At 72.4% G+C, this 26,530-nt stretch carries 28 protein-coding genes, 3 pseudogenes and 1 riboswitch; of the genes and pseudogenes, 19 read left to right on the forward strand and 12 right to left on the reverse strand.

The annotated features are described in order from the left end of the window. Positions 1–27: 27 nt before the first annotated feature. On the forward strand, positions 28–1,683 hold the full coding sequence (gene lnt / locus ACIQWA_RS06770; RefSeq protein WP_402479031.1) for an apolipoprotein N-acyltransferase: 1,656 nt from the start codon (positions 28–30) through the stop codon (positions 1,681–1,683). A 12-nt stretch (positions 1,684–1,695) separates the two neighbouring features. Here lnt and lgt read toward each other — a convergent pair whose 3' ends face one another. Further along, the gene (lgt, locus tag ACIQWA_RS06775; protein ID WP_402479034.1) at positions 1,696–2,559 is read right to left on the reverse strand and encodes a prolipoprotein diacylglyceryl transferase; all 864 of its coding nucleotides are present in this window, start codon (positions 2,557–2,559) and stop codon (positions 1,696–1,698) included. 214 nt (positions 2,560–2,773) lie between these two features. Between lgt and ACIQWA_RS06780 the strand changes: the two genes are divergently transcribed. Together ACIQWA_RS06780 and ACIQWA_RS06785 are read left to right on the forward strand one after the other, a co-directional pair. After that, entirely contained in the window at positions 2,774–3,019 is a 246-nt protein-coding gene (locus ACIQWA_RS06780; RefSeq protein ID WP_402479037.1) for a hypothetical protein, read from the forward strand. 139 nt (positions 3,020–3,158) lie between these two features. Further along, a complete protein-coding gene (locus tag ACIQWA_RS06785; protein ID WP_402479040.1) occupies positions 3,159–3,617 on the forward strand; it encodes a hypothetical protein in 459 nt (152 codons plus the stop codon). Between the two features lie 168 nt (positions 3,618–3,785). Here ACIQWA_RS06785 and ACIQWA_RS06790 read toward each other — a convergent pair whose 3' ends face one another. The 4 genes from ACIQWA_RS06790 to ACIQWA_RS06805 form a co-directional block, all read right to left on the reverse strand. Further along, positions 3,786–4,262, reverse strand: a complete 477-nt coding sequence (locus tag ACIQWA_RS06790; RefSeq protein WP_402479043.1) for a TlpA family protein disulfide reductase — start codon at positions 4,260–4,262, stop codon at positions 3,786–3,788. Between the two features lie 251 nt (positions 4,263–4,513). Then, a complete protein-coding gene (locus ACIQWA_RS06795; protein WP_402479045.1) occupies positions 4,514–5,824 on the reverse strand; it encodes a type II restriction endonuclease in 1,311 nt (436 codons plus the stop codon). 52 nt (positions 5,825–5,876) lie between these two features. After that, positions 5,877–6,362: a hypothetical protein gene (locus ACIQWA_RS06800; protein WP_402479048.1), complete on the reverse strand. Its 486-nt coding sequence runs from the start codon at positions 6,360–6,362 to the stop codon at positions 5,877–5,879. Between the two features lie 97 nt (positions 6,363–6,459). After that, positions 6,460–7,152: a hypothetical protein gene (locus tag ACIQWA_RS06805; RefSeq protein WP_402479051.1), complete on the reverse strand. Its 693-nt coding sequence runs from the start codon at positions 7,150–7,152 to the stop codon at positions 6,460–6,462. A gap of 253 nt (positions 7,153–7,405) precedes the next feature. Between ACIQWA_RS06805 and ACIQWA_RS06810 the strand changes: the two genes are divergently transcribed. The 3 genes from ACIQWA_RS06810 to ACIQWA_RS06820 all read left to right on the forward strand — a co-directional run bounded on the left by ACIQWA_RS06810 (position 7,406) and on the right by ACIQWA_RS06820 (position 10,311). Continuing rightward, positions 7,406–7,807: a hypothetical protein gene (locus ACIQWA_RS06810; protein WP_402479054.1), complete on the forward strand. Its 402-nt coding sequence runs from the start codon at positions 7,406–7,408 to the stop codon at positions 7,805–7,807. Positions 7,808–7,912: 105 nt separating this feature from the next. After that, positions 7,913–9,040 (forward strand): PLP-dependent cysteine synthase family protein, encoded by a 1,128-nt coding sequence (locus tag ACIQWA_RS06815; protein ID WP_402479056.1) that lies wholly within the window; start codon positions 7,913–7,915, stop codon positions 9,038–9,040. Further along, entirely contained in the window at positions 9,037–10,311 is a 1,275-nt protein-coding gene (locus ACIQWA_RS06820; RefSeq protein WP_402479058.1) for an MFS transporter, read from the forward strand. Before ACIQWA_RS06815 ends, ACIQWA_RS06820 begins: the two co-directional genes overlap by 4 nt. An 88-nt stretch (positions 10,312–10,399) precedes the next feature. On the opposite strand, the gene ACIQWA_RS06825 is transcribed toward ACIQWA_RS06820, so the two are convergent. Further along, a complete protein-coding gene (locus ACIQWA_RS06825) occupies positions 10,400–10,696 on the reverse strand; it encodes a hypothetical protein (RefSeq protein WP_402479061.1) in 297 nt (98 codons plus the stop codon). 105 nt (positions 10,697–10,801) lie between these two features. Between ACIQWA_RS06825 and ACIQWA_RS06830 the strand changes: the two are divergent. Continuing rightward, a pseudogene (locus tag ACIQWA_RS06830) lies at positions 10,802–11,317 on the forward strand (recombinase family protein); the annotation flags it as partial. Positions 11,318–11,647: 330 nt separating this feature from the next. On the opposite strand, the pseudogene ACIQWA_RS06835 reads toward ACIQWA_RS06830, so the two are convergent. Beyond that, positions 11,648–11,929 (reverse strand): annotated as a pseudogene (locus ACIQWA_RS06835) (ISL3 family transposase); the annotation flags it as partial. Between the two features lie 896 nt (positions 11,930–12,825). On the opposite strand from ACIQWA_RS06835, the gene ACIQWA_RS06840 reads away from it, so the two are divergent. The 7 genes from ACIQWA_RS06840 to ACIQWA_RS06870 all read left to right on the forward strand — a co-directional run bounded on the left by ACIQWA_RS06840 (position 12,826) and on the right by ACIQWA_RS06870 (position 18,307). Further along, positions 12,826–13,491 carry a hypothetical protein gene (locus ACIQWA_RS06840; protein ID WP_402479063.1) on the forward strand — a complete coding sequence of 222 codons (666 nt, stop codon included), beginning with the start codon at positions 12,826–12,828 and terminating at the stop codon, positions 13,489–13,491. 465 nt (positions 13,492–13,956) lie between these two features. Continuing rightward, complete coding sequence (locus ACIQWA_RS06845; RefSeq protein ID WP_402479065.1) at positions 13,957–14,328, forward strand: type II toxin-antitoxin system RelE/ParE family toxin; 372 nt, start codon at positions 13,957–13,959, stop codon at positions 14,326–14,328. Beyond that, entirely contained in the window at positions 14,325–14,627 is a 303-nt protein-coding gene (locus ACIQWA_RS06850; RefSeq protein WP_402479067.1) for an XRE family transcriptional regulator, read from the forward strand. Before ACIQWA_RS06845 ends, ACIQWA_RS06850 begins: the two co-directional genes overlap by 4 nt. Before the next feature lie 338 nt (positions 14,628–14,965). After that, positions 14,966–16,201: an SLC13 family permease gene (locus ACIQWA_RS06855; protein WP_402479068.1), complete on the forward strand. Its 1,236-nt coding sequence runs from the start codon at positions 14,966–14,968 to the stop codon at positions 16,199–16,201. Position 16,202: 1 nt separating this feature from the next. Further along, positions 16,203–16,718 carry a universal stress protein gene (locus tag ACIQWA_RS06860; RefSeq protein WP_402479070.1) on the forward strand — a complete coding sequence of 172 codons (516 nt, stop codon included), beginning with the start codon at positions 16,203–16,205 and terminating at the stop codon, positions 16,716–16,718. A 112-nt stretch (positions 16,719–16,830) separates the two neighbouring features. Beyond that, a complete protein-coding gene (gene chrA, locus ACIQWA_RS06865) occupies positions 16,831–18,027 on the forward strand; it encodes a chromate efflux transporter (RefSeq protein ID WP_402479073.1) in 1,197 nt (398 codons plus the stop codon). A 124-nt stretch (positions 18,028–18,151) separates the two neighbouring features. Next, positions 18,152–18,307 (forward strand): hypothetical protein, encoded by a 156-nt coding sequence (locus tag ACIQWA_RS06870; RefSeq protein ID WP_402479075.1) that lies wholly within the window; start codon positions 18,152–18,154, stop codon positions 18,305–18,307. Positions 18,308–18,473: 166 nt separating this feature from the next. Here the strand turns inward: ACIQWA_RS06870 and ACIQWA_RS06875 are convergent, their stop codons facing one another. After that, a complete protein-coding gene (locus ACIQWA_RS06875; protein WP_402479078.1) occupies positions 18,474–18,719 on the reverse strand; it encodes a hypothetical protein in 246 nt (81 codons plus the stop codon). Next, complete coding sequence (locus ACIQWA_RS06880) at positions 18,716–19,072, reverse strand: hypothetical protein (RefSeq protein ID WP_402479081.1); 357 nt, start codon at positions 19,070–19,072, stop codon at positions 18,716–18,718. The genes ACIQWA_RS06875 and ACIQWA_RS06880 overlap by 4 nt, the downstream gene beginning before the upstream one ends. A gap of 181 nt (positions 19,073–19,253) precedes the next feature. Here ACIQWA_RS06880 and ACIQWA_RS06885 point away from each other — a divergent pair, with 181 nt between their 5' ends. From ACIQWA_RS06885 to ACIQWA_RS06905, 5 genes are all read left to right on the forward strand, one after another. Next, on the forward strand, positions 19,254–20,798 hold the full coding sequence (locus tag ACIQWA_RS06885) for a Na+/H+ antiporter (protein WP_402479084.1): 1,545 nt from the start codon (positions 19,254–19,256) through the stop codon (positions 20,796–20,798). 481 nt (positions 20,799–21,279) lie between these two features. Further along, the gene (locus tag ACIQWA_RS06890; protein WP_402479087.1) at positions 21,280–22,527 is read left to right on the forward strand and encodes an MFS transporter; all 1,248 of its coding nucleotides are present in this window, start codon (positions 21,280–21,282) and stop codon (positions 22,525–22,527) included. A 120-nt stretch (positions 22,528–22,647) separates the two neighbouring features. Continuing rightward, positions 22,648–23,148: a hypothetical protein gene (locus ACIQWA_RS06895; protein WP_402479090.1), complete on the forward strand. Its 501-nt coding sequence runs from the start codon at positions 22,648–22,650 to the stop codon at positions 23,146–23,148. A gap of 28 nt (positions 23,149–23,176) precedes the next feature. Next, positions 23,177–23,551, forward strand: a complete 375-nt coding sequence (locus ACIQWA_RS06900; protein WP_402479091.1) for a hypothetical protein — start codon at positions 23,177–23,179, stop codon at positions 23,549–23,551. Continuing rightward, a complete protein-coding gene (locus ACIQWA_RS06905) occupies positions 23,548–23,961 on the forward strand; it encodes a hypothetical protein (RefSeq protein ID WP_402479094.1) in 414 nt (137 codons plus the stop codon). Before ACIQWA_RS06900 ends, ACIQWA_RS06905 begins: the two co-directional genes overlap by 4 nt. Before the next feature lie 30 nt (positions 23,962–23,991). On the opposite strand, the pseudogene eno reads toward ACIQWA_RS06905, so the two are convergent. The 3 genes and pseudogenes from eno to ACIQWA_RS06920 form a co-directional block, all read right to left on the reverse strand. Beyond that, positions 23,992–25,258 (reverse strand): annotated as a pseudogene (eno, locus tag ACIQWA_RS06910) (phosphopyruvate hydratase). A gap of 79 nt (positions 25,259–25,337) precedes the next feature. Beyond that, positions 25,338–25,865, reverse strand: coding sequence for a hypothetical protein (locus ACIQWA_RS06915; RefSeq protein WP_402479096.1), 528 nt, complete (start codon positions 25,863–25,865; stop codon positions 25,338–25,340). 18 nt (positions 25,866–25,883) lie between these two features. Continuing rightward, positions 25,884–26,375, reverse strand: coding sequence for an inorganic diphosphatase (locus ACIQWA_RS06920; protein WP_402479099.1), 492 nt, complete (start codon positions 26,373–26,375; stop codon positions 25,884–25,886). A gap of 18 nt (positions 26,376–26,393) precedes the next feature. Further along, a riboswitch (Fluoride riboswitch) is annotated at positions 26,394–26,468 on the reverse strand. Positions 26,469–26,530: the final 62 nt, after the last annotated feature.

Below are 26,530 nucleotides of genomic sequence, written 5' to 3' on the forward strand. Positions count from 1 at the left end.
GTGCAACCATCGACCGAAAGAGAGCCGTTGAACGCCGCACCCGGACCCGACACCACGATCGGGCAGTCCGTCGCGTCCGCACCCGAGGGAATGCCGACGGATCGCCGACACCCGCTCGGCCGGCTCGCGGCCCGCCTGACGGCGGCCGCCCGATCGTTGCGGGCGAAACGCTCCTGGCCGGCCGCGCTCGGCGGAGGCGTGCTGCTGTACGCCGCCTTCCCGCCGATCGGGCTCTGGTGGCTGGCGCCCGCAGGCCCGGCCCTGCTCGCCCTCGCGGTGCGCGGACGTCGCAAGCGGGCCGCCTTCGCGTGCGGCACACTCTTCGGCCTCGCCTTCTTCGGCCCTCTGCTGGTCTGGCTGGCCAACCTCACGCCGGCCGCCTGGCTGGGCCTGACCGCTGCCGAGTCCGTGCTGCTCGGACTGCTCGCCCTCCCCCTGCCCCGGCTGCTGTCCATGCGCGGCTGGCCGGTGTTCTTCGCGGCCTGGTGGGTGGCCACCGAGGCCGTCCGAGGGCGCGCGCCATTGGGCGGATTCCCGTGGGGCCGACTGGCGTTCAGCCAGGCCGACGCGCCGTACGCCGTGTGGGCCGCCGTCGGCGGGTCGCCCCTGCTGAGCTTCGCCACCGCCCTGCTGGGCTCGCTGGCCGCCTGGCTCGTCGCCGTCGGCCGCAGTCGCGGATACCGACGAGTCGCACCGGTTGGCGCGGCGATGGCGGCGATCATCGCCGTTCCCCCGCTGTTGTCGCTCACGCCGCGCACCGAAGGAGCCGCCGTGGTCGCGGTCGTGCAGGGCAACGTGCCACGCACCCGGTCGCTGGAGGAGCAGGCCCGGGTAGTGGACGTGGCCGAGAACCACGCCCGGGAGACCGCCGAGCTGGCCGCCGCCGTCCGCCGGGGTGAGCTGCCCCGACCCGATCTCGTGCTCTGGCCGGAGAACTCCCTGGACAGCGACCCGAACCGCGATCCGGAACTCCGCAGTCTGGTCTCCGGCGCCGCCGCCGCGCTGGACCGCCCCCTGCTCATCGGCGCCATCCTGCGGGACGACCAGGGCCGCACCTTCAACGCCGGCCAGGTCTGGCTGCCCGGCATCGGCCCCACCCAGAGCTACGCGAAGCGCCAGCTCGTCCCCTTCGGCGAGTACATCCCGCTGCGCGGCCTGCTCGGCGGCCTGGGCGAACTCCAGCTGATCCCGCGCGACTTCACCCCCGGCTCCGCGCAGGCACCGCTGACCGCCGGCCCGGCGAGGATCGGCGACGTGATCTGCTACGAGGTCGGTTACGACGCGCTGGTGCGCGACGCCGTCCGGGGCGGGGCGAACCTCCTGGTCGTCCAGACCAACAACGCCACCTACGAACGCGGTCTGCGGGCCGGCCAGTCCACCCAGCAGGTGGCCATGGCCCGGGTGCGCGCTATCGAGTACGGCCGTTCGGTCGCGGTGGCCTCCACCACCGGGGTGAGCGCCGTCATCGGGCCGGACGGCCGGGTCGCGGCCTCCGCCGGCACCTGGCGCAGCGCCCACCTGGTGCGCCGCGTTCCGCTGATCAGCGGCAGCACGCCTGCCGCGCGGCTCGGCGTGCTGCCGGAAGCCTCCCTGACGGCGCTCGCGATCGCAGGGGTGGGCTGGAGCTTCCTGCGCCGGCGGCGGGCGCAACCGGAATTCCGTGCCGTCTCGACGGGCCGCTGAGGGCCCGACCCGTCAGGCGCCCTTCGTCTGCTCCGCCGCCGCATGCCGCCGGTTGTCGTCCACGGTGATCTCCTCGCGGCCGGGCCTGCGCCGGGCGGAGAACACGAAGCAGGCGGCGGCGCCGGCGAAGGCGGCGATCGAGGTCCAGTCGTTCAGCCGCAGGCCCAGGAACGCGTGCGCCTCGTCGATGCGCAGGTACTCGACCCAGAAGCGGCCGACGGCGTACGCGGCGACGTAGAGCGCGAACGCCCGGCCGTGCCCGAGCCGGAACCGGCGGTCGGCCCAGATGACCAGCAGTGCCACACCGACGCTCCACAGGGACTCGTAGAGGAACGTCGGATGGTAGGTCGCCACGTTCTCCAGGCCCGCAGGCCTCTTGGCCGGGCTGATCTCCAGGCCCCACGGCAGGGTGGTCGGACGGCCGAAGAGTTCCTGGTTGAACCAGTTGCCCCAGCGCCCGATCGCCTGGGCCAGGGCGATGCCGGGCGCGATCGCGTCGGCGAAGGCCGGCAGCGCGATGCCCCGCCGGCGGCAGCCGATCCACGCCCCCACCGCCCCGAGGGCGAGCGCGCCCGGGATGCCGAGGCCGCCGTTCCAGACGTAGAGGGCGTGCACGGGGTTGCCGTTCGCCTTGAAGTACGGCTCCGGCGTGGTGATCACGTGATACAGCCGCCCGCCGAGGAGGCCGAACGGCACCATCCACAGCGCGATGTCCGCGACGGCCGCCCGGTCACCACCCCGGGCGGCCCAGCGGCGCCCACCGAGCCAGACGGCCACGACGATGCCGAGGATGATGCAGAACGCGTAGGCGCGCAGGGGCAGTGGCCCGAGGTGGATCACGCCGCGCGAGGGACTGGGGAGGAAGGCAAGCTGCACCCTCGCAGTATAGGCATCCCGCCTAATCTCATTCGTAGATGATCGGGGGCCCCTCCCCGGCCGGGCCGACACTCACCCTCCGCCGGGCGACATCGGCACCCCACATCATCAATCTACTAAGCTGATTAGGGTAAAAGGGTCGAGGCGCCCCGGACTCCGCGGGCGCGCGCCGACATCCGGCCCGCCGGCTCCACCCCAAGACCTGGAGATCCCGATGAAGACCACCCAGCCGAGCTCGGCTCCGGATCGCCGGACCCCGGTGAGACTTCGCCTGAAGCGCAGCCGCCGATTCAAGGCCGGAATTGCCCTGGTGACCTTCGCGATCCTCATGGCCGTCGTCCACTTCCTTGAGCACGCAGGCGCCTTCAAGCTCACCAACTCGGGGCTCGACGACCTGCTCTTCGGCTGGCCGGCCGCCGCGGTGATCGCCGTCGCGGGCCTCATCGTGATGGGCACCTGACACCGAGCAGGCGGCAACCGCACTCTCCCCGGCAATCCCCACAGCGCCACTCGTGATACTAATCGCACTAGTAGATGCGGGGCTGGGGCGTCGGCGCTCAGCAAGCATCGACCGACCGCAGAACAGCTGAGGAGAACCCGTGCGCACGTGGACGATCCGCCAGTGGACGGCAGCCGCCCTCGGGGCGATCGGGGCCGGGCTCGCCATCGGCGTACCGACCGGGATCATCAAGACCTCGCTCTACACGCGGATGACGCCGGTCCTCTGGTGGAACTATCCGGCCTGGGCCGCGAGCGCGGCGCTGGAGGGCCTTCTGCTGGCCACGTACATGTCGGGGCGCGCCTTCGGACGCCGCCTGGCCGGGGAACCCGCACAACCGAGGTCCGGCCGAGCGCTCGCCGCCGGACTCCTGTCCGCCTTCGCCGTCGGATGCCCGATCTGCAACAAGCTCGTCGTGATGGCCCTCGGCGTCAGCGGAGCGCTCTCGTACTTCGCACCCGCCCAACCCGCTCTCGCCCTGCTGTCGCTCGGCCTCCTCGGCCACGCCCTGATCCGCCGGCTCAGGACCGCCAACGCCTGTCCCGCGCCGACTCTTTGAGGCTCGCAGCCGCGCGGGAACCCGTCGCATTCCTGGGCATGTCTACTAATGACAGGGCGGTGCGCATGGAGGTGAGCCGGCGCCACAGCCAGCGCGTCCAGCCGAGCGGGCCGAGGCCGGCCCCGGCCGGTGCGGCGGAGTCGGCGGAGTGGGAAGCGGAGTCGGCGGTCACGACGGCTCCGCGACGACGGGCGCGAGCAGCGCGCGGAGGCCGTCCTCCGACAGGGCGCGCAGGGCTCGGGCGGCGATCCGGCCCTGACGGTCGATGACCAGCGTGGACGGGATGGCCTGGGGCAGCAGATCGCCCCTGAACCGCAGGACCAGGGCGCCCTCGGGGTCGTAGAGGCTCGGGTATCCGATGCCGAAGCGGCGCTCGAAGGCCTGGGCGGGTGCCCGGTCGAGGTCCCGGGTGTTGATGCCCACGAACTCCACGCCCTGGTCCTTGAGCGCCTGGTACGTGCGCTCCAGTCCGGGCGCCTCCGCGCGGCAGGGGGCGCACCAGGAGCCCCACACGTTGAGCAGCACGACTTTGCCCCGGTAGCCGGTAAGTGCCAGCGGCCGCCCCTCCAGGGTGGCGCCGGAGACGCCCGGCGCGGTGGCACGCCGGTCTTCGGCTATCCGGACGATCTCACCGCTGCCGGCCACGAAGCCCGTGCCGCTTCCCGACGAGGTGCTGCTGGATGCGGATGTGGCGGAGCAGCCCGTCAAGAGCAGCAGAGCACCGGCGAGCGCGGGAGCTGCGCGTCGAGCGGGTGGCCTGCGTCCGCTCACCGTCCTACGAAAGTTCTTAGGAGACACAGGCGAGGAGTCTGCCATGCTTCACAGCGTCCGCGCGTCTCGCCCCTCTCCGACGCCGTGGCGGACCGGCTCCGGTCCACCACGGCGCGGGCGGCCGGTCAGTTCAGCTCGCGGGCCAGGGCCTCGATCGGGTGCAGGCCTCGGCCGAAGCGCATGATCGCCTTGCGATTGGCCTCCAGTTCTCCGTACGGGAGGTAGCGCACGTGCAGGTCGGCGACCCTGCTGAAGGCCGGTCGGCGGATCTGGGCCCGTACCGCCTCCTCCCGGGCGTCCGGGGCGACCAGGAACATCCGGTGGTTCGCGGGTGACTCCCCGCTGAGCGCGAGGTCGAGCATCCGCACGATGCCGGAGTGGATGGAGGTGGTGTGCTCCACCTCGAACGCGGCCCCGACCTCGCCGGCCGGCTCCAGCCACAGCACGTCGATCAGGCCGATCGCCTCGGCGGCCGGCCCCGAACTCAGCGCCGCGGGCAGCCGCTCCAGGCAGCCGTCGGCCAGCCGGCCGCCGTCGTACGGGCGGCCGCGGTCGTTGGAGGCGATCCAGACGTCGAAGCCGAGCGAGCGTCCGAGGTCGCGCAGCCAGCCCTGGACCTGGGTGTGCGTCACGTCGTCGCGCTCGGCCGCCGCGAACGCCTTCTCCGCGCGGGCGTCCGAGCGGACCCGTTCGAGGTCGGCCAGCCAGGCGGCGCGGTCGGCCTCGGTGTCGTCCGTGCCGCGCGGCGGCGCGGTGTAGCGGCCGGACCCGAGGTCGAACAGGAGGCCGCCGATGGCGCCGAGGTCGTTGGAGAGCAGGGTGCGGTGGGTCTGGTTGAGGGCGAGGATCCCCTCCCTCATCGCCAGGTACTCGTCCCACTTGCCGAGCTTGACCTTGGCGCCGGTGAGCGCGTTGTAGCCGTTGACGATGGCGGTGTTGAACGGCGCGACGATGGTCGGGTGGAGGAAGTAGAGCGGGTTCGCGGCGGCCGGTCCGAGCCCCTTGACCCCGTGCGACGTGAACGTCCGTATCGCGGCCAGGACCTGCTGCTCGGTGGTGCAGCAGCGGCAGGTCTCCAGCATCCGGGCGAAGGCGAGCTGGTTGTCGCGGTTCTCGTAGATGTCGGGGATCCGCAGCTTCGGCTTCCACAGGAAGGCGTGGTCGGCGCCCTTGAACATCTGCCGCTGTTCGGCGATCGACCCGACGACGGTCTCCAGCGACGAGCCCTTGTAGGCCACGCCGAAGGTGTCCGCCTCGATCTCGCGGACGACCTGCTCGATGCCGCGGCGGATCGAGCGGAAGTTCTTGGTGCGTTCCTCCCAGAGGAACCAGGACCGGTACGTCCCGCCGGGGTCGTCCCTCCAGCGGCGGATCAGGCTGGCGATCGCGTCATGGTCGAGCGCGGAAAGGAGCGGGGAGGAGATGGCTGCTGTCACAAGGGCGCATTCTGGCACTGCTGTTCGCCACCGCACCCGGCGATCGGAGAAGTCAGCCGTCGCCGACGCTCCGTACGGTGCAGTCGGCGTCCGGGCTGAGCACGATGGTGGCCCGGACCGCCGTGCCCGCAAGGACCTGGACCTTGGCACCGCAGATGTCCTCCGGTGTGCCAAGCCCCTGGTCGCCGGTCTCCGGGCACCCGCCCGTGCAGCCGCGCCGCCAGGTCAGGACGCGGTAAGTGCCCGGGGGGAGCGACTGGTCAAGGGTGACCGGGCCGTCGCGGAAGTCCTTTTCGAGCACGGTCCTCGGCTCGGTGGTCTCGACCCGCACGTACCGGACCGATGCCGCGGCCCCGCTCTCACCGGTCGAACCGATGTCCAGCCGGCCCGTCGGGCCCGAGGCGGTGGCGCCGGGCACGGGCAGGGCATTGCCTGCCGGCGAGGCCGGGGAGGACGGTTCCGGTCGGGCGGAGCAGGCGCTCGCGGTCGCGGTCGCGACGAGCAGGAGGGCCAGGGCTGCGGGGCGCAGGTGTCTCACGACTTCGCCTTCTGTGGGGGCGGGGATGCCGGCTGCCGCAGTTCCCTGCGGCAGCCGGCACCGTTCGGCGAACCGGTGGTTGCGGCCGAATCCTGGGTCAGTCGACCCAGAGGATGTTGGTCACGGTGGTGCCGGTGCGGATCGTGCTGGTCGCCGCGGACGGCTTCGCGACCGCGAGGGCTCCGTCGCTGTGGTTGTAGATGATGCCCAGCTCGTCGTAGTCGTGCTGGTTGGGGTGGACGTACGCAGGGTCGTTGATGCCCGCGTAGTCCATGCAGGAGCCGGCGTTGGTGAACTGGTGGTCCAGGCCCCACAGGTGGCCGATCTCCTGGCAGATGACGTGCTGGTGGGCCGACTCGTTGTACTGGCCGCCGGTCAGGTACGTCTCGTTCTGCTTGTCGGTGCCGGTGCTGATGTGCGTGCCGTCGGAGGTGTCGATCGACGCGATGCCGACCCAGCCGGTCCGGCCGTAGCTGTAGTTGCAGACCCGCACCGAGTTGCTGCCGGCCGCCGGGGAGGCGCAGCGTCGGCGCGTCGAGCTGTCGGTGCTTCCCTGGGTGATCGCCAGGGACAGGGCCGGGGACTGGTTCCAGTCGTCCACCGCGGTCTGCAGCCGCGCGTTCCAGTCGCTGGTCGAGCTGTTGATGACGGACAGTTGGGCCGTTCCGTTGCTGGTGGCCCAGTGGTAGCCGCCCCAGGAGTTGTCGGCCTGGGCGGGGGCGCTCCCAAGCACGACGAGGCCGAGGGTTCCGGCGATGGTTGCGAGTGCGACAAGGCGTGACTTGGCCATGTGTGACTGCCTCACGTGTGGGGGTATGGACGGTTCTCGTCCACGTGGGCATGAACACTACAGAGCTTAGTAGCTAGCGAGAAGAGTCGTGCAGCTGAAGGCTGTTGACGAACCATCCGCCTTTCCGGCGACCGCTCCGCTTCTTCGCCGCAGCCGCCCCGGACCGCGTCGAGAAAGTTCCCGACACGCCGCCGGTTCACCCGAAGGCGTTCTCCGGGGTGGCCACTGGTCACTGGATGATTACGATCGGCACATGCCCCCGCTCGTGGTCGGGCGCCGCCGGGCGCCCCTCATCGCCCTCGTGCTGGGCCTGGTCCTCCTGGCCATGGCCCATCTGACGGCATGCGCGGCCCACGAGCACGGAACACCTCACGCCACCACGGCCACGGTCCTCGAACGGCACGCCGTGGCGGAATGCGCCGGGTCCGACCGCGCCCACGGACAGCACTCGGCGGACCACCTGTGCTGTGACGCGGCCGATGGTTCGGCCACGGTTCCCGGCCGTACCGGACTCCTGCTGCTGGGTCTCGCGGTGGCGGCCCTTCTGCTCCCGGACTTCCGGCCGCCCGTCCGCGCGATCGGCGCGGGCCCGTTCATGCCCCTGTCTCGGGGCGGAACCTCGCTGCTCAGACTCGCCTGCGTCAGCCGTACCTGATCGGGCCGGGCCCCGCCACCGCGTCGTTCCCGGCGGGGCCCACCGGTCCACTTCACGTACGGCAACTGTTCGGCAGCCCCGCCCGGGCTGCGGAAGGACCAGGTCATGACCGCTGCCCTGCGCGGCATCTCCCCGGACGACGTGCGCGCCTTCGCGTCCGCGCACGACTTCCCCGAGCCGGCCGGCGCGCCGAGGCGCTCCCCCGCCGGACTCGTCGGCAACACCCCGGTGCTCTGGATCCCCACCACGCGCGGCGAGCGCGGCTACTGGGCCAAGCTCGAGGCCTTCAACCCCGGCGGCATCAAGGACCGCCCCGGCCTGCACATGGTCGCCGCCGCCCGCAAGCGCGGTGAACTCCGGCCCAGCGCACCGGTGGTGGAGTCCACCAGCGGCACGCTCGGCCTCGGCCTGGCCCTGGCGGGCGTCACCTACGGCCACCCGGTCACGCTGGTGACCGACCCCGGGATGGAACCTCTGATGCTCCACCGGCTGCGCTCCCACGGCGCCTGGGTGGACGTCGTCGCCCACCCCGACCCCGTCGGTGGCTGGCAGGAGGCCCGCCGGGCCCGGGTCCGGGAACTGCTCGCCGAGCACCACGATGCCTGGTGCCCCGACCAGTACAACAACCCGGACAACGCCGCCGCCTACACCTCGCTCGCACTCGAACTCGCCCTCCAGCTCGGCCGGGTGGACGTGTTGGTGGCCGCTGTCGGCACCGGCGGCCACTCCGCCGGCATCGCCCGCGTGCTCCGCTCCTTCCACCCCGGCCTGCAACTCGTCGGCGTGGACTCCATCTGCTCCACCATCTTCGGCCAGCCCGCCGGGCCCCGGCTGATGCGCGGTCTCGGCAGCAGCATCCACCCCCGCAACGTCGACCACGCGGCCTTCGACGAGGTCCACTGGGTGGCCCCGCACGAGGCCGTCCACTCGGCACGCCACCTGGCCCGCGCGCACTGCACCGGCGGCGGCTGGAGCGTCGGCGCGGTCGCCCTGGTGGCCGACTGGGTGGCCCGCACCTCGCCGCCCGGCACCAGGATCGCCGCGGTCTTCCCGGACGGACCGCACCGCTACTGGGACACCGTCTACAGCGACGCCTACTGCCGCGAGCACGATCTGCTCGACCGACCGCCGGCCGTCGAGCCAGACGTGCTGACGCATCCGTCCGAGTACGTCGTCGAGCACTGGACCCGGTGCACCGCGGTGACCGCCCCGGCCGGGAAGGGCGCGCGATGATCCGGCAGTTCCGCTCCTTCGACCCCGCCGCACGGCTACTGATGGTCAACCAGTTCACCATCAACACCGCCTTCTACATGCTGATGCCCTACCTCGCCGCCCACCTGGCCGGCGGGCTGGGCCTGGCCGCCTGGGCCGTCGGACTGGTGCTCGGCATGCGCAACTTCAGCCAGCAGGGCATGTTCCTGGTCGGCGGCACACTCGCCGACCGGCTCGGCTGCAAGCGCGTGATCGTGGCCGGCTGCGCCCTGCGCACCGCGGGCTTCGCGCTGCTGGCCTTCGCCGACTCGCTACCCGCCCTGGTGCTCGCCTCGGCCGCCACCGGCTTCGCCGGCGCCCTGTTCAACCCGGCGGTGCGCGCCTACCTCGCCACCGAGGCGGGCGAGCGGCGGGTCGAGGCGTTCGCGCTGTTCAACGTCTTCTACCAGGCCGGCATGTTCGCCGGACCGCTGCTCGGACTCGCCCTGCTGTCGGTCGACTTCAGGATGGTCGGCGCGCTGGCGGCCCTGCTGTTCGCCGGACTGACGGTCGTCCAGGCCCGCTCGCTGCCGGACCGTCCGATCGAGACCGACCGGGAGAAGGGGGTGCTCGCCGACTGGCGGACCGTCCTCGCCAACCGCCCGTTCCTGCTGTTCTCCGCCGTCATGGTCGGCTCGTACGTGCTGTCGTTCCAGGTGTACCTGGCACTTCCCCTCCAGGCGAACCGCACGGTGCCCGGCTCGGGCGACACGGTGACGGCCGTGCTGTTCGCGGTGAGCGCCCTGGTCGCCGCCGCCGGGCAGCTGAGGATCACCGGCTGGATGCGGGCGCGGTGGTCACCGAACCGCGCGATCACCGCCGGAATCCTGCTGATGGGGCTGGCCTTCGTGCCGCTGCTGTCAGGCTCGCACGTGATCACGGCAGCCGACTCGACCCCGCGCCACTGGCTGATCGCCGTCGGGCCGCTGCTGCTGTCCGCGGGGCTGCTGGCGGCGGGAACGGCCGTGGTCTACCCGTTCGAGATGGACACCGTCGTCTCGCTCGCGAACGGCCGCCTCGTCGCCACCCACTACGGGCTCTACAACACCGTGTCCGGCGTGGGCATCACGCTGGGCAACCTCGCCGTGGGCGAGCTGTGGGACCGATCCGCCGCCGGGATGCCGCGCCTGCCGTGGCTGGTCCTCGCGGCGACCGGCCTGGCCTGCGCCGCCGCCATGGCCCTGCTCGCCCGCTCCGGCCGGCTTCGGCCGTCGCGGACCGGGCAGGCCCCGGCGCTGGAGACAACGGGCTGAAACGCGATCGGTCCGGCGGGCGGCTGACGCCGGACCGCCGGACCGGTGGCGTCGCCCGGCCTGCTCGTCGTCACCGGTCCGGATCTCGTCACCGTTCGGGATCCGGGTAGTGGAAGGTCCGCTCGACCAGGTGGTTGGGAGCGACAAGGGTCTCCCGGCGGAGACTGCCGTCGGGGGCGGTGAGCAGGCGGATCTCGATCTGCTCGGCCGGGTAGGCCAGGAGCACGGTGGTGCCCTCTGGCCCGGTCTCACCCTGGTCGACGACGGTGGCGCGGCCACTGGTGTACGGCTCGGCGGCGAGGAAGCCGGGTCCGTCGAGGCTGAGCGTCTTCGGCTCGCGGCGGTGCGCCGGACACTGCGGGAGCAGGCGGAACGGGCTTGTCACGCACTGGTACGGACAGGCGAGCGGGCGCGCTCGGCCCACGCGGCGGCGCGAGCCGCCGGGCGGCCGCACGGCGGCGGACTGCGCCGCTATGGCTACACCCCCGGCATGGAGGCCCTTGTCGAGGCCGAGGCCGAGGTCGTGGAGGATATCTTCGCCCGCTTCGTGATCGACGAGACGGACCAGGCCGCCTCGCAACGCGCGCTCGCGGTCGGTCTGAACGGCCGCGGCATCCCGACCGTCGGCGGCGGCCGGTGGACCGGCAGCGGCGTCGGTCGCATCATCGACGCGCCACGCTACGCCGGGCTGTGCGTCACCAAGGGCGAGATTCTGCGGGCCGCGGACGGCTCGTACGTCATCGGCGACTGGCCGGCCATCGTCAGCATCGCCGTCTGGGAGAAGGCCCGGCTGCGGCGGAGCCGACTGGCGGACGGGCGTGCCGCGAGCGAGCGGCCTCCCGCCGACTATCCGCTGACGGGCCTGGTGTGGTGCACCAGGTGTGAACGGCACATGGTCGGCTCCGCCGTCGCGGGGTACCGCATGTACGAATGCACCGCCGCCGCCCGCCTGCTGGCCCACTTCTGCCAGCGCCGCATCGGCGCCGCGTCGCTGGAGGCGTTCGTCGAGGAGCGGGTGGTACGGCTGCTCGAAGTCCTGGACCCCGCGGTGGCCCGCACGGCCCCGCTCGCGGTCCTGACCGGCCCCGGCGGCCGGCCAGCTCGTCGTGGTGCGCTCCGCCGCCGCACTCGACGGCGTCGTCTTCGGCCCCCGGGCGCGAGCCGCCTGGAAGAGGCTTCCGACCGACCGCAGAACGGGCGTACTGCACTACTTCTTCGGCGCCATCCGGATCGGGCCGTCCTCGACCGCGCGCAGTGTGTTCGACCACGGCCGCATCGAGATCATGCCCAATCCGCTGTGATCATCCGAGCAGCGGACCGGATCCTCACCGGTGCATCGGCGTTGGTAGCTCTGAACGACGCCGGGAACCTGCTCGCGGAACGTCTGCCGCGGGCAGCCGAGCACCGGGCAGACCGGGCGCCGGACCCGCGCCGACACGGCGACCCGCCGTCCGTCCGCCGGCACGTCCGCGACCACCCGTGGAAGCAGCGCACCCGCCCGTCCGCTGCCCACATGCCGGGCACGGCACCGGATCGCCCCGGGTCCACGCGACACCCGGACGACCTCGCCATCATCCGTCACGCCCTCGACGACGAGGGCTGACAGTCCCGAAAACACCACACCCACAAGCTCATTGATATCGCGGGCGGTCCGTCTGGCATCCGAACCGGGAGGCGGACCGACGGACTCCCCGTCCCTTCCCTTAGAAACTCGCATTCACGCTCGGCGCCGAGCGCGCTTCGGCCATGATGGTCACGTGCCGACCTTCCGCACGCTCGCTCGCCGCCGCTCGGTCCAGCGGCCTCCCGTGAGGGGGCTGCTGTTTCTGCGGTCGTTCATGCCCTCGCCGGCACCGCACTCGCCGCAGGACTGCACCACGCGACGACGGACTCCGCCGTCTCCTGGCCCGCGCTGGGAATCGCAGCAGTGCTGCTCGCCGCGTTCGCTTACCCCGCCGTACTCTCCGGAGCGTCCCGCGCAGGCATGCTCTGCCTCAGTGCAGTACAGGCGCTCCTGCCCGGCTGGCTGGCGTTGACGGGGACGGATGTGCCCGCCGCCCGCCTGGACGGGCACCTGCGGCTCCCTCCGACCTGGCACCACCAGCCCCTGGCTATGGCCGCGTTGAACTTTGTCGCCGGGCACGCCCTGGTACTCCTCCTCCAGGACGCGACCCATCTGCCCGCCCGTCTGGCGTATGCGGCAGCCGGTACCGCACGCTCGTGGTGGACATGCCTGGCGTGCGTCGTCCGTCTCCTGCTGCACTGCACGGACGAGTCGCTGCCTGAGCCGGGAACGGCGCCCCGGCCGACTGTCGCGCTGCGGCGACCTCATGCGCTTGTGCCCCTGCTACATCGTGCGCAACCCTGCGCCCCATAGTCCCCCGGCAGCACTCCACCGCACCAAATCCTGTCGCGCGCCAGTGACTTCGGCGTGCCCTGTCCCGCCGCGCCCGCATCCGCGGTTCCAAGCGTTTCGGATGCTGGAAGCGGGACCGGCCTGGGAGGCCATGCCGGATGAAGGCTGCAGAAAAGGGGACGAAAATGCTCAAGTCTGGAATTAAGCACCTGCTGGGGCGCGCGGGATTCGACATCGTGCGCAGCACCAACAACAGGGGCGGAGTGGACGACTTCCTCCCGTTCGAGGCGACCATGGGTGCTGCACGGGCAGCCGGCCTGTCGCTCAGTGACTACATCGATGAGGTCATGAACGGTACGCCCGGTGCCACCCAGTCCACGATCGATGAACTGCGTGGGCTCGGTGCCTTTGCCGCCAACCCGAAGACGGTGCTGGAGATCGGCCCCGGGTCCGGTCGGTATCTGGAGAAGACGCTCAAGGAGTGTTCACCGGTCCGCTACGAGATCTACGAGACGGCGGCGCTCTGGGCCGACTACCTCGTGGACACTTTCAAGGTGGTCGCCCAACCGACGGCAGAATGCAGTCTCGCCTCCACGCCCGACGGAAGCGTCGACCTCGTGCAGGCTCACAAGGGAGGACCGCCTGGCCAGGGCGACTCCCGCCTGCATGGTGGTCGCAGACCTTCGCCTTGCAGGGCCGCCCCCGCGCCGACATCTGGCCCAGAAAATGCGGACAGAGCGGAAGAAAGCTCACAAATTGAACGATGCTCACGCCCGACCGCGTCAACCCCGCGACGCGAGGTCACCCGCCACAGGACATCGTGAGTGGTTAACGATCCGGCCACCCATCGGGCCACGTGCGCCAACCCCAGCCATACAGCAGCAAGTTGACCAGGTCAGCCCGCGCCCGGCTGCGATCCACGGCCGGACGAGGCGCGGCCACCCTGCGACCACCACCCCGCGACACGCACAAAAAGGCCGCCCCCACCCTCAGATGGAAACGGCCTCCGACCTGCGGATTCGCAAGTCGGGACGACAGGATTTGAACCTGCGACCCCTTGCCCCCAGCGGCGCGCCGGCCCCCGGTGCCCGCGCCTCATGTCTGTGCGCCGCGGGGCCGTCGGAGCCGGCCGCCGTTGGCTGCGAACCCCGCGGGGGCCGGCGACGTGTCGCCAGCCGCATCGGGTCCACGTCCCACCCCCAGGCCGAGCCTGGTGTGCCAGGTGCTACGCCCAGGCCTTGCTCTCGAATAACTTGCAGCGCATATTCGATGGAGCGCATACTGGCCCGGTGGCGTGGGAAGTCTCACTGGAGAGCGAGGTCGAGGAATGGCTCCTGGACCTGGCACAGCACCACCCGCAAACCGCCGACGAGGTCGCGGCCGCCATCGACAAACTCGAGCAGGACGGCCCGACCCTCGGTCGGCCCCTGGTGGACCGCATCCACAGCTCCAAACACCACAACATGAAGGAGTTCCGCCTGCGGACAACCGGGCCCGGCGAGATCCGGATCCTGTTCGCCTTCGACCCTGAACGCCAGGCCATCGTCCTGGTGGCGGGAGACAAGGCCGGGTCATGGCGGCAGTGGTACGAGATCAACATCCCCATCGCCGACGAACGATTCAGCAGGCACCTGAAGGCCATCGAGGAGGGCAAGCCATGAAGTCCTGGAGGGACGTACGACCCAGCGTCGTCACCGACCCGCAGCGCGTATCCGCACACCGGGAGAAGCTCGACGCCGAGGTGCGGGCCTACCGCCTCGCCGAGATCCGCCGCGAGCAGGACCTCACCCAGGCCGAGGTCGCCGAGATCATCGGCATCACCCAGCCCAACGTCTCCCGACTCGAGAGCGGCGCGCTCGACACCGCCGCGCTCGCGACGATCCGCGCCTACGTCGAAGCCCTCGGCGGACAACTCCGCATGGTCGCCGACTTCGGCGACCGTACCCTCACCATCGGCTGACACCCCGACCCACCTGGTCGCAGCGGGGTGGACGAACCGCGGGTGCGGCACAGGCTCTCATGTCACCAAGAGTGAGGCCTTCCGGCGATCCGGGAGGCCAAAAGGTGCGTGCCCGGGCGGGAGTTCTCGATGCCCGCGGGCCACAGGCCTGATTCAACCGCCAGCCTTCGAGGAGTTGAACTCGTCGACGAGGGCATCCAGCCCGATCTTGCTCAGGTAGCGGTGCTGCTGGGCGCCCGCATTGCTTCACTCGTGATCGCACGCCCCAGCGGCTACGGTGGCGTGTTCCGCTCGTTCGTATCCGCCGGGAGCATGCCCTGAATACCGCTGTCGCTGAGGTGCTGTCCGTCGCGCTGCTGCTGGCGGTGCTGGCGTTCGCAGTCGCCAGGCCGAGGGGTTGGCCGGAGGCGGTCGCGGCAGTCCCGGCCGCCGGGCTGGTCGTCGCGGTGGGTGCGGTCTCGCCGCACGATGCGTGGGCCCAGACGCGGAGTCTGCTGCCGGTGGTGGGTTTCCTGGCCGCGGTGCTGGTGCTTGCCCAGCTGTGCGCGGACGAGGGGCTGTTCACGGCGGCCGGGCAGGTGGTGGCCGGGGCCTGCCGGGGGCGGCCGCACCGCCTGCTGGCCGGGGTGTTCGTGGTGGCGTCGCTGATCACGGCGGTGCTGAGCCTGGACGCGACGGTGGTGCTGCTGACGCCGGTGGTGTTCGCGACCGCCGCCCAAGTAGGGGCCCGGCCCCGCCCGCACGTGTACGCCACCGCGCACCTGGCGAACTCCGCTTCACTGCTGCTGCCGGTCTCCAACCTGACCAACCTGCTCGCCTTCACCGCCAGCGGGCTGACCTTCACCCGCTTCGCCGCCCTGATGGCCCCGGCCTGGCTCGTGGTCATCGCGGTCGAGTACCTCGTCCTGCGGCGCTTCTTCGCCGCCGACCTCGCTGCCGGAGCAAGGTCCCCGCAGTCGGCCGAGCGCGTCGAGGTGCCGGTGCTCACCCTGGTCGTCCTCGCGCTGACGCTGGCCGGGTTCGCCGTCACCTCCTTCGCGGGGATCAACCCGGCCTGGGCGGCCCTGGCCGGGGCCCTCGTCCTCGCGGGGCGGGCCCTGGCCCAGAAGCGGACCGGGGTGCGAGAGATCGCCGGCGCCGCCAGCCCGCTGTTCTGCCTGTTCGTCCTCGCGCTGGGCATCGTGGTCAAGGCCGTGGTGGACAACGGGCTCGGCGACGGCGCACGGCACCTGATCCCCAACGGTGCCAGCCTGCCTGCCCTGCTCGCCGTCGCTGCCCTGGCCGGCGTCCTCGCCAACGTGATCAACAATCTGCCGGCGATCCTGGCCCTGCTGCCGATCGTCGCCCCCGGCGGGCCCGGCCCGGTGCTGGCCGCGCTGATCGGGGTGAACCTGGGCCCCAACCTGACCTACGTCGGCTCGCTGGCCACACTGCTGTGGCGTCGCATCCTGCACGAACACGACGAGGAGCCGGCACTGGGTGACTTCACCCGCCTCGGCGCGATGACAGTGCCCGCCACCCTCATCGCCGCCACCATGGCGTTGTGGGCGATGCTGCGGGCGACCGGAGGCTGACATGAGCGTGCTGGTGTGGATCACCGAGGGGACCTGGCAGGCCGCGGTCGACGCCGCCCGCGCCCACGTCGGCGCCGACGCCGAGATCACCCTGCTGTATGTCGGCGGATCGGACATCCCAGGCGCGGCGCACGGCGCGTACGCGGGCCTGCTCGGCCGCGGCCGCCGCGAGCGTGACCCCGGCACCCGCCTGGAACACCTGGCCGCCGCCTCCGGAGAGCAGCTTTTGGCCGCCGCGGCCGCACGCCTCGGGCGGCGCTGCACCGCTGTGGTGCGTACCGGGCGCGTCGAACACGAGGTCGTCGCCGCAGCGGAACGCGCCGACCTGCTCGTCGTCGCCCGGGACGGTGACCGCCACCACCTGGGCCCTCGCAGTCTGGGACCGGCCACCCGCTTCGTCGTCGACCACGCCCCCTGCCCCGTCCTGCTGGTCTGGCCCGAAGCCGCACCCGACCTGACCTCGCTCCCGCCCGCTCCGCACCATCCGCGCACGCCCCCGCCGCATCACCGGCCGTGAACGCCGCCGGGGCGGACAGCGCTCGCGATCCGGAGCCGGGTTGGGGGCCCGTTCACCTGCGGCAGGTAGGGTCTGGCCGCCGGGCCGGCCGGTGTGACGGAGGAAGACCGCGTTGGACAGTGCTCGCGAGGCCCCGGCCGCCGAGGTTCGGGTGGGGCTGGGGACGATAGCCCGGGAATGGGGCCGGATCGGCTGCATCGGGTTCGGTGGCCCGCCGACGCATATCGCGCTGCTGCGGCAGCTGTGCGTGCAGCGTCGGGGCTGGATCACGGCGGAGGAGTTCGAGGACGGCATCGCGGCGACCAACCTGCTGCCCGGTCCGGCCTCGACCCAGCTGGCGATCTTCACCGCCTGGCGGCTGCGCGGCCTGCCGGGAGCGCTGGTCGGCGGCATCGCCTTCATCGTGCCGGGCCTGGTGCTGATCCTGGCCCTGGCCGCGCTGTTCCTGGCCGGGCATCCGCCGCTGTGGGTGCGCGGTGCCGCGGCCGGCGCGGGGGCGGCGGTCGCGGCGGTGGCCGTGCAGGCCGCCGTCGGCCTGGTGCCCGCGAGCTGGAAGCGGACGGGCGGGCAGCGCGCCGCCCGGGCGCGCTGGTGCGGATACTTCCTGCTCGGCGCCGTCGCGGCCTCGCTGGCCGGGCCGTGGCTCGTACTGGTGCTGCTGGCAGCCGGGCTGCTGGAGGTCACGGTCCGCTCGCGCGAGGCCGCCGGGCAGGTCGTCCTCGGCGAGCGGAAAGCGGCCTGGCCGCTGCCGCTGGCCGCCGCGGCCCCGGCGGTAGGCGGCTTGGCGGCGCTGGCCTGGGTGGCATTCAAGGTCGGCGCACTGTCCTACGGCGGCGGCTTCGTGATCATCCCGCTGATGCAGGCCGACGCCGTGGGCCACTACCACTGGATGACCGACGGCCAGTTCCTCAACGCCGTCGCGCTCGGCCAGATCACCCCCGGCCCGGTGGTTCAGACCGTAGCGGTGGTCGGCTATGCCGCCGCCGGGATCGGCGGCGGCCTGCTGGCCGCCGCGTTCGCGTTCGCCCCGTCCTTCCTGTTCGTGATCCTCGGCGGCTCGCATTTCGACCGCCTGCGCGCGAACACCCGCGTGCAGGCGTTCCTCACCGGCGCCGGACCGGCCGTGATCGGCGCCATCGCCGGGTCCGCGATCCCGCTGGCCCTGGCCCTCCGGCACGGCTGGCAGTTCGGCGTCCTGGCCGCCGCCGCGCTGTGGCTGCTGGCCGCCCGCAAGGGCGTCGTCAGCGCACTGATCGGCGCCGGCGTGCTCGGGGTCGCCGCCGCGATGGCGGGCTGGTCGGTGACCTGACCGCGAGGCGGCTTCCGTGCGGGCGGGGCCCGATCCGGTGATCCTGCTGGCCTCACCCGCATCGCGCCCGGTTCTTGGGACCATGGCGTCACGCGGCTGCAGACCGCGAAGAGGAGGCCCGCCCGTGATTCCCGGCCCGCACCGCACCAAGGGCGGCGCGCCGTTGCTCGGCGCTGAACACCCTGGCCTGCCCGGCCCCTTCGGTACCCGTCCCGAGGACGGCCAGGAGCCGGACCGGCCCGAGGAAGACGACCAGCAGGCCGATGAGCTGCGGTGCTGACCACCCGGGCCTGCCACCAGCCACGCAAGCGACTGCGAGGCGTGGCCCGCCCCGAAGGACGCCTTCACCACCGTGGTGGTGAAGGCAACGGTGCAGAACTCGCGCCTACTGCTCGTCGACGCGCGGCCCCTGCGGTTCGCAGTGCCGACCGCAGTGGCCGGGGTGGTCAGTGGTCGCCGGAGAAGATCTCGCGGACCTCCCGGACCGCGGAGTAGGTGAGCACGAATCCGCTGGCGGGGTCGGCCCACCACCAGCCGAGCACGGAGTTGAGGACCAGGCCAAGCAGGACCGCGGCAGCCAGCAGTCCGTCGATCAACGTCACGCGGCCCTCGGTCTTCAGCACCGGGTTGTCCAGTGCGGCGCCGGTACGGGCCTTGCCCGCCGCGAGGGCGAACATCACGGCCGCGGTCACCGCCGTCCAGCCGATGCCGACGGCGAGTGGTGCGGGTGGAAGCCGGTGACCAGCACCAGGGTCGACTGCACCAGCAGGTAGAGGGCGAGCAGCCCGAACCCGACTCCGATCAGCCGGAGCGCCGCCTTCTGGCGGGCCTGCCCGGTGCCGGACAGGCCCCAGATCACCACGGTGGACGCGCCGATCTCGATCAGCGAGTCCAGGCCGAACCCGGCCAGCGCCACCGACCGGGCGGAGACCGCCGCCACCGCCAGAACCACGATGCCGACGACGTTCCAGCCGAGCGTGGCGTACTCCAGGGCGAAACCCCGACGGAGCAGAGCCTCTCGCGAAATCTCCCTCACCTCAGTCACCGGGCGATTCTCGCAAAGCGCGGACCAGGGCCGGCGCACGGGCCGCGCACCGGCACCTGTCGGGCCGCGCTAAAGTCCCGATAAAATTACCTACGGTGTGCCGGGAAGTCTGGTCGGCTCGGGGGACGGCTGCGGCGATCGGCGGCAGCGACCCCGCTCGTCGTGATGGGGTCTCTCGCAGATGCACGCCGTGGGAATCGTCCTCTTCCTGGTGGTTCTGGCCACCGCCGTGGCCACCTTCGCCCGACGCTGGCGCGTGCCCGCCCCCTCCCTGCTGGTCCTGGCCGGTATCGGGGTGGCGCTGATACCCGGCGTTCCCGCTCTGCACATCCCACCGCAGACCATCGCCCTGGTGGTACTTCCCCCACTGCTGTACGCCTCCGCCGAGGAGCTGTCGCTGCGCGACCTGAAGGTGGTGTGGCGCCCCGTCACGATCCTCGCCTTCGGCCTGGTCTTCGCCTCGGCGGCGGCGGTGGGCTTCACCGCGGTCGCGATCACCGGTCTGCCGCCCGCGATGGCGTTCGTGCTGGGCGCGGTGCTCGCCAGCACCGACCCGGTGGCCGTCACCGCGCTCGGCCGCCGCCTGGCCCTGCCCGACCGGGTCCAGGTCCTGGTGCAGGCGGAGAGCCTGTTCAACGACGCCACCTCACTGGTGCTGTTCAAGGTCGCCGTCGGCATCGCGGTCGCCGCCGGGGCCGCGGTGAGCCTGCCCGCGGCCGGCGGCGAGTTCCTGCTCCTCGGCGGTGGTGGCAGCGTCATCGGCGCCGCCGTCGCCGCACTGGTGTGGCTGATCCGCCGCCGCACCACCGACCCCGTGCTGGAGACCGTGATCGCCCTGGTCACGCCGTACGCGGCCTACGTGCTGGCCGAGTCGGCACACACCTCCGGGATCACCTCGGTCGTGGTCGCGGGCGTGCTGCTGGGCCGTTCCGGGCACCGGCTCAGTGACGCGCACATCCGGTTGCAGGTGCAGGCTGTGTACGCGGTGGTGGTGTTCACGCTGGAGAGCGTCGTGTTCAGCATTGTCGGCCTGGAGCTGCCCACCTTGGTGCGCGACCTCCCGAAGGGCAGCGGCTGGTGGCCGCTCCAGGCCCTGGCCCTGGCCGCCGTACTGATTGCGGTGCGCGTCGTGTGGACGCTGCCGCTGACCCGCGCGGTCAAACCCACCCGAAGCCGGTTGTCCTGGCGGGTGGCGGCGGTGGTGACCTGGGCGGGCACCCGGGGTGTGATGCCACTGGCCGCCGCGCTCTCCATCCCGCTGGCCGCGAGAGGCGGCGCGGCGCTGGACGGACGTGCGCTGGTGCTGGTGCTGACCACCGCCGTGGTGGTGTTCACGCTGGTGGTACAGGGGCTGACCCTGGCCGGGGTCGTCAACCGCTCCGGGCTGGCGCTGGAGCCCGAGCACACCGCCCGGGAGGAGGCCGGGGCAAGGGACGCGCTCAACCGTGCCGCACTCGACCGCATCGAGCACCTCGCCGACTTGGAGGCGATGCCGCCGGTGGCGATCGACCGGGTCCGACGCAATCTGGAAGCCCGCCTCGACCGCACCGAGGACCTGGACGGCGCAACCCCCGACGCCTCGTACCGCAACCTTCGGCACGAGGTGATCGCCGCCCAGAACATCGAGCTGCACCGCCTCTACGACGAGCACCTGATCAGCGACACCACCCGCCGCCGACTCCAGCACGACCTCGATCGCGAGGAAGCCGCGCTCGGCGGCCGATGACCCGGTTGGCGAACACCCGTGCCAGGCGAGCGCGGGTGCCCGCTGATCTCGCCTGCGGGACAAGGTCAGCCTCCTCAACGACCGCTGGTGGGACTCGCTGAGCCCCGCCCTGCCGATCTTCTGCTCGGCCGACGCGGTGGTGTCGTGCGCGGTGGACGGCTCGGCCGAGTGCTGACGTACTGCTCGGGCGCCCCGCCGTACGGTACCGGGCCTGAAGTCATGAGGATCGAGAAGCCGGGCAATGAACGTGCCGGTGCGGTCAGCGGGCGTCGGCCTCGGGCCGGGGCAGCTCGTCCAGGTCGAGGGTGTAGGTCCGCCCTGAGGTTCTCCCCTATTCAGGACAGCGCCCGTGTCCCACACGGCAGACCTCACTGGCGGGCGGCACAATGGTCGAGCGCACCGGTGATGGGGCTCACCTCCTTGCGAAACCGCGGTCCGACCGCTGACGGTCCCTGGCCAGACGAGCCTGCCCGGGAGTGCCATGACCGAGAACCGCGCCGAGGAGACGACGGCTGACGGCGAGGAGCCGCGGTCCTGGCTGTCCCGGGGTGTGGTGAGTGTCGGGCTGACCAGCTTCTTCAGCGATTCCGGCCACGAGATCACCACGTCGGTGCTGCCCGGCTTCCTCACCTCGACCCTGCACGCCGGGCCCGGGGCGCTCGGGCTGATCGAGGGAGTGAGCGATGCGCTCACCGGGATCACGAAGCTCGCGGGCGGGCCGCTCGCGGATGACCCGCACCGCCGTGGCGCGCTTGCCCGGGGCGGCTATCTGATCACGGCGGTGGCGACCGGGCTGATCGGGGCGGCGACGGCGGTGTGGCAGGTCGCGGTGCTGCGGGCGATGTCCTGGTTCGCCCGGGGCCTGCGCTCGCCCGCCCGTGACGCCTTGCTGGCCTCGCTGGCGCCGCGCTCCGCTTTCGGGCGGGCGTTCGGCCTGGAGCGAGCCGGGGACAACCTCGGCGCGGTGGCCGGCCCGCTGCTGGCCTCGCTGCTGGTGTCGCTGGTCGGTATCCGGCACGCCCTGTACTTCGCGGCGCTGCCGGGGCTGCTGGCCGCCGCGTCGATCACGGTCGCCGCGAGCGAGGCCCGTCGTCTGTACGGGGCTCCGGCGGGGCGGGCGCGTGCCCGGTACAACCTGAGCGCGCTGCGGGAGGCGGGAATCGTGCGGCCGCTGCTGCCGATCGCGTTGTTCGAGCTGGGGAACGCGGCGACGACGCTGCTGATCCTGCGGGCGACCGGGCTGCTGCATCACGACAACCGGTCGCTTGCCGCGGCGACGTCGCTGGCGATCCTGATCTATGCCGCGCACAACGCGTGCGCCGCCGCCGTCTCCTACGCCGGCGGGCACTGGATCGACCGGTCCGGTCCCAGGCCGGTGTTCATCGCCGGGGCTTTCGCCTACGTCGCGGCGTACGGGCTGTTCGCGGTGCCCTGGCACAGCTGGCCGGCGCTGCTGGGCGCGTTCGTCCTGGCGGGGGCGGGGATCGGCTTCGCGGAGACCGCGGAGTCCGCGCTGCTGGCGCGGATGCTGCCCGATGGGCTGCGCGGCTCCGGGTTCGGGCTGCTGGGCGCTGTCCAGGCGGGCGGCGACCTGGTCTCCTCCGCGCTGGTGGGCCTGTTGTGGTCGCTCTTCTCCCCGGCGGTGGGCTTCGGGTACGCCGCCGCGTGCATGTGCGCGGCGACGGCGGCTGCCACCGGCGGCCGCCTGCGCGACGGGACCGGCGTCTGAGCGGCTGGCGGGTGGTACGGGGTCGGGGCGACACTGGAGTCCGGACGGCGTTGAGGCTCGCCAAGACCGCGCGATCGGCGCTGATGGCCTCTACCCGCACCCTCGCGAAGGAGGCCGGCCGTGACCGTCCGCGAGCATCTGCGTGAATCCCTCCGCCACCTGTCGGGCCACCTCTGGGTGAAACCGCCCACCGGCCCGCCACCCCTGGAACAGATCGAGGCGCTGTTGCCGCTGCTGGATGCGGCGGTGCTGCTGCAGCCGGAGGCCGAGCGTGTCATCCGCCTGTGCACCGGCGACGGCGACCTGGACACCAAGCAGATCGCCGAGCGCGGCAGCGCCGTACGCATCGGCTACTGGCGGCTGCGCCGCGACCTGCCCGCCCTGCCCGGTCCGGCTGGGTTGAAGGACGACATCCGCCGCCTGCTGCTCTACCACGAGTGGTACATCCACGACGCCGTCGCCATCGCCTGCGCCCCCGCCCAGACCCTCGACCTGGTCGCCCACCGCGCGCACCTGGCCGGCGGCCTCGGCGCCCCGGCCGAGCACCTGCGGCAGATCCGCCAGGACCTGCTGTGGGAACACGCCGAACTCAGCGCGGACGGCGACGACCGGCCGACCTGATAGATCGATCGCCCTGCCTGGAGGACTCGTGCGCATCACCGACGCCCGAAGCGGGCGAGCCACCGAGATCCGCCCGCGCCGCGCGGGCCTGCTGCGCGTGACCCTGGACGTCGGACGCTCCGACGACCGGTTCGACCTCGCCGACCTGCGGGTCCTGCTGATCGGGGACGTGCTGGCGCGCACCGCCGAACCCCTCGGTCTCCAAGTGGCCGTCCGCCTCCAGGTGCCCCCGCTTGCCGACGATGCGCGGGTGACGGCGCTGCTGGGGGACGCCGACCTCCTGGGCATCCGCCCGCCCGCCGAGACGGCGACGGACCCCGGCCGCGCCGCAGACCTGGTCATCGGCCCCCGCACCGCCGCAGCGCAGGAGACGGGGCTCCCCTGCTGGCCGTCGCTGCCGTGACCGCGCCCCTGAGCGCCCCGGCCGCTGCGGCGACCGGGGCGCTGGCGGCCGTGCCTCTCGACGGCCTGGACCCCCTGGCCATACGGCTGGTGCTCCTCGGCCATGCCCACCAGGCCCCGGCCCACCTCACGGCCGAGGCGCTCGCGCAGGCCCAGGCCAGCCTCATCGGGTGGCGCAAGCTCGTCGCGAACCTCGCCCGCTCACCGTCCCGGGCGCTGACCGCCGACGCGGTCCAGCAGGCGTTCGACGCGCTCGCCGACGACCTGAACGCCAGCACCGCGCTGCACACCCTGCACGAGCTGGAGCAGCGCCGCGACCTGCCGGACGGTGCCCGCTTCGAGACGTACCTGCGCCTGGACCAGGTCCTCGCCCTGGAGCTCGGCCGCGACATCGGCCGCGACCCCGCATAGGCTGCCCGTCCGGGGCAGTGCGGTGGGCGGTCAGTTCGCGGTGAGGCCGAACGGCAGGGCGCCGGGGCGGGCGTCGTCGATCTCGGTGAGCCGGTTGTACTTGGCGATGCGCTCGCCGCGGGCCGGGGCGCCGGACTTGATCTGACCGCAGCCGGCGCCGATGGCCAGGTCGGCGATGAACGTGTCCTCGGTCTCGCCGGAGCGGTGGGAGACCATCTGCTCGTAACCGAACGTCCGGCACACCCGGATCGCCTCCAGGGTCTCGGAGACGGTGCCGATCTGGTTGACCTTGATCAGCGCGGCGTTGGCGACACCGGCTTCGGCGGCCCTGGTGATGGTGGCGGAGTCGGTGACGAAGATGTCGTCGCCGACCAGCTGCACACGCGCACCGAGGCGCGAGGTGAGGCGCTGCCAGCCGTCCCAGTCGTCCTCCGCCAAGCCGTCCTCGATGCTCCACACGGGGAAGCGGTCGATCATCTCCTCGTACCGGTCGATCAGCTGATCACTGGTCAGCTCCGCTCCGGCGATGCGGTAGCCCCCGCTTGTGCGGAAGCCGTTGGCGGCCGGGTCGAGGGCGATGGCGATGCCGCCCGGTCCGGCGACGTAGCCGGCGTCGTGGATCGCGGCGACGATGAGGTGCAGGACGTCCTCGGGCTGTTCGATGGCGGGCGCGAATCCGCCCTCGTCGCCGAGGCCGGTGTGGTGGCCGCCGTCCGCGAGGCGGGCCTTGAGCCGGTTGTAGACCTCGGCCGCGGCACGGACCGCGTCGGCGACGGTGGGGGCAGCGAGCGGGGCGAGCATGAACTCCTGGAAGTCCAACGGGTTCGGGGCGTGGGCGCCGCCGTTGACGACGTTGAAGTGCGGCACCGGCAGCAGCGCCCTGCCGCCCGAGACGGCGGCCAGGTGCTCCCAGCTCCATTCCCGCCGCGGTGACTCCGGCGCGGGCGACGGCCATGGACACCCCGACGATCGCGTTCGCGCCGAGCCGGGACTTGTCCGCCGTGCCGTCCAGCGCGATGAGCGCCTGGTCCACGTCGGCGGCCGAGTCGAACGTGCGGCCCACCAGGGCCTCGGCAATCTCGCCGTTGACGTGGCCCACGGCCCGAGTGACGCCCTGCCTGTCGAACCGCTGCGGGTCGCCGTCGCGCAGTTCGGCGGCCTCGCGCGAGCCGGTGGACGCGCCGGAGGGCACCCCCGCCCGTGCGCGGGTGCCGTCGGCCAACTCCAGGGTGACGGCCAGGGTCGGGCGGGCGCGGGAGTCCAGGATCTCCGCGGCGTGGACGTGCTCGATCCGCATGCTCAACTCGGCCTCCGTGCGCGACGTTTCGGCTTGCCCAGGTGCTGAACGTATCCGTACCGCAAGCGACCGAAGGTCCCTATCGGCCATCCGGGCGGCCCCGTTCCGCCAGGGATCGCACCTCGCCGCGCAGCGCGCGAAGATCGTTCGCCGGGGCGCCGAGGCCGGTCAGGCGCAGCCGCATCGCCTCGGCCCGCACATCGTGGTGCGGGGTGAAGGCGAGCTTCATCGCCTCGTGCAGCATCCACCGGTGGTAGGCCACCAGCCGCATCGCGTGCTCCCGCAGCGGCGCGAGCTCGTCGCCGACCCGCAGCTCGGCCAGGCGTGTTCCGAGACGCTGGTAGATGTTCAGCTGCCGGCCGCCGATCTGCCCGACCTCGCCGGACACCTCACCGCTGGCGCCGCACGCGGCGATCACCTGCTCGGCGGCCGGCTGGGCGGCCGCCGCCGCTTGGAGGATCTCCGCCAGCGCCCGCACCTGCTCCTCCCATGGCGGCAGCGCGACCGGGCGGCGGCGGTGCAGCAGGTGCCGGAGGGCCGCGCCGACGCGGTGGTGGTGCTCCTCGGCGGGCTTCGCCGGTGGCTGGTGGACGGTCGGCGTGCGCATCGGGATCGACCAGCCGGTTCAGTCGAGGCAGCCGGTCAGCCGCTCGTACGAGCGGTGCGCCCGAGCCAGCAGTTCCTCGGCGGCGCCTTGGCCCTCCGTGCCGGTGGAGTGCCAGTGGTGGCCCCGGTCGACGCGGTCCAGGACGGCGGCCAGATGCTCGGGTCGGGCATGCCAGTCGTCCAGGTCGGGCGGGCCGGTGAGCTGGTCGAAGTCGTGGTCGTCCGCGTCCACGCAGACCACCTCGTCCGCCGCTCGGTCGTCGCGCTCGCCGTGCAGCAGGGCGACCGGGCGGGCCCGCACGCCCTCGCCCGGCTGGGCGGTGTCGTTCAGCAGGACCAGGGCCCGGACCGGGTCGGCGTCCTCGCCCAGGGTGCCGGCCACGTAGCCGGTGCCTACCGGGCAGCCGCGCAGCGGACGACCTGCCCAGGAGGCTCCAGGAAGCGGTGCGCGGGGTTCGTGGGTGAAGTCGGAGCCGGCAATGGCTTCGACGATGACGGTGATCTCGCTCATGGCTGCCTCCCGAGTACAGGGTTCGCAGAGGCCATCAGCACAGGGGCGCCGCGCCGCGGTGCGGTTTCGGCGAGCCTCATCGCCGTCACCTTCCATTCTTCCCGCCCCGGCCCGGGAGACAACCCGATCGGGCGTGGCTGTGCTCTGCCCACGCC

Origin of the sequence: Kitasatospora sp. NPDC098652 (assembly GCF_044760155.1) — a bacterium.
Taxonomy (GTDB): Bacteria; Actinomycetota; Actinomycetes; order Streptomycetales; family Streptomycetaceae; genus Kitasatospora.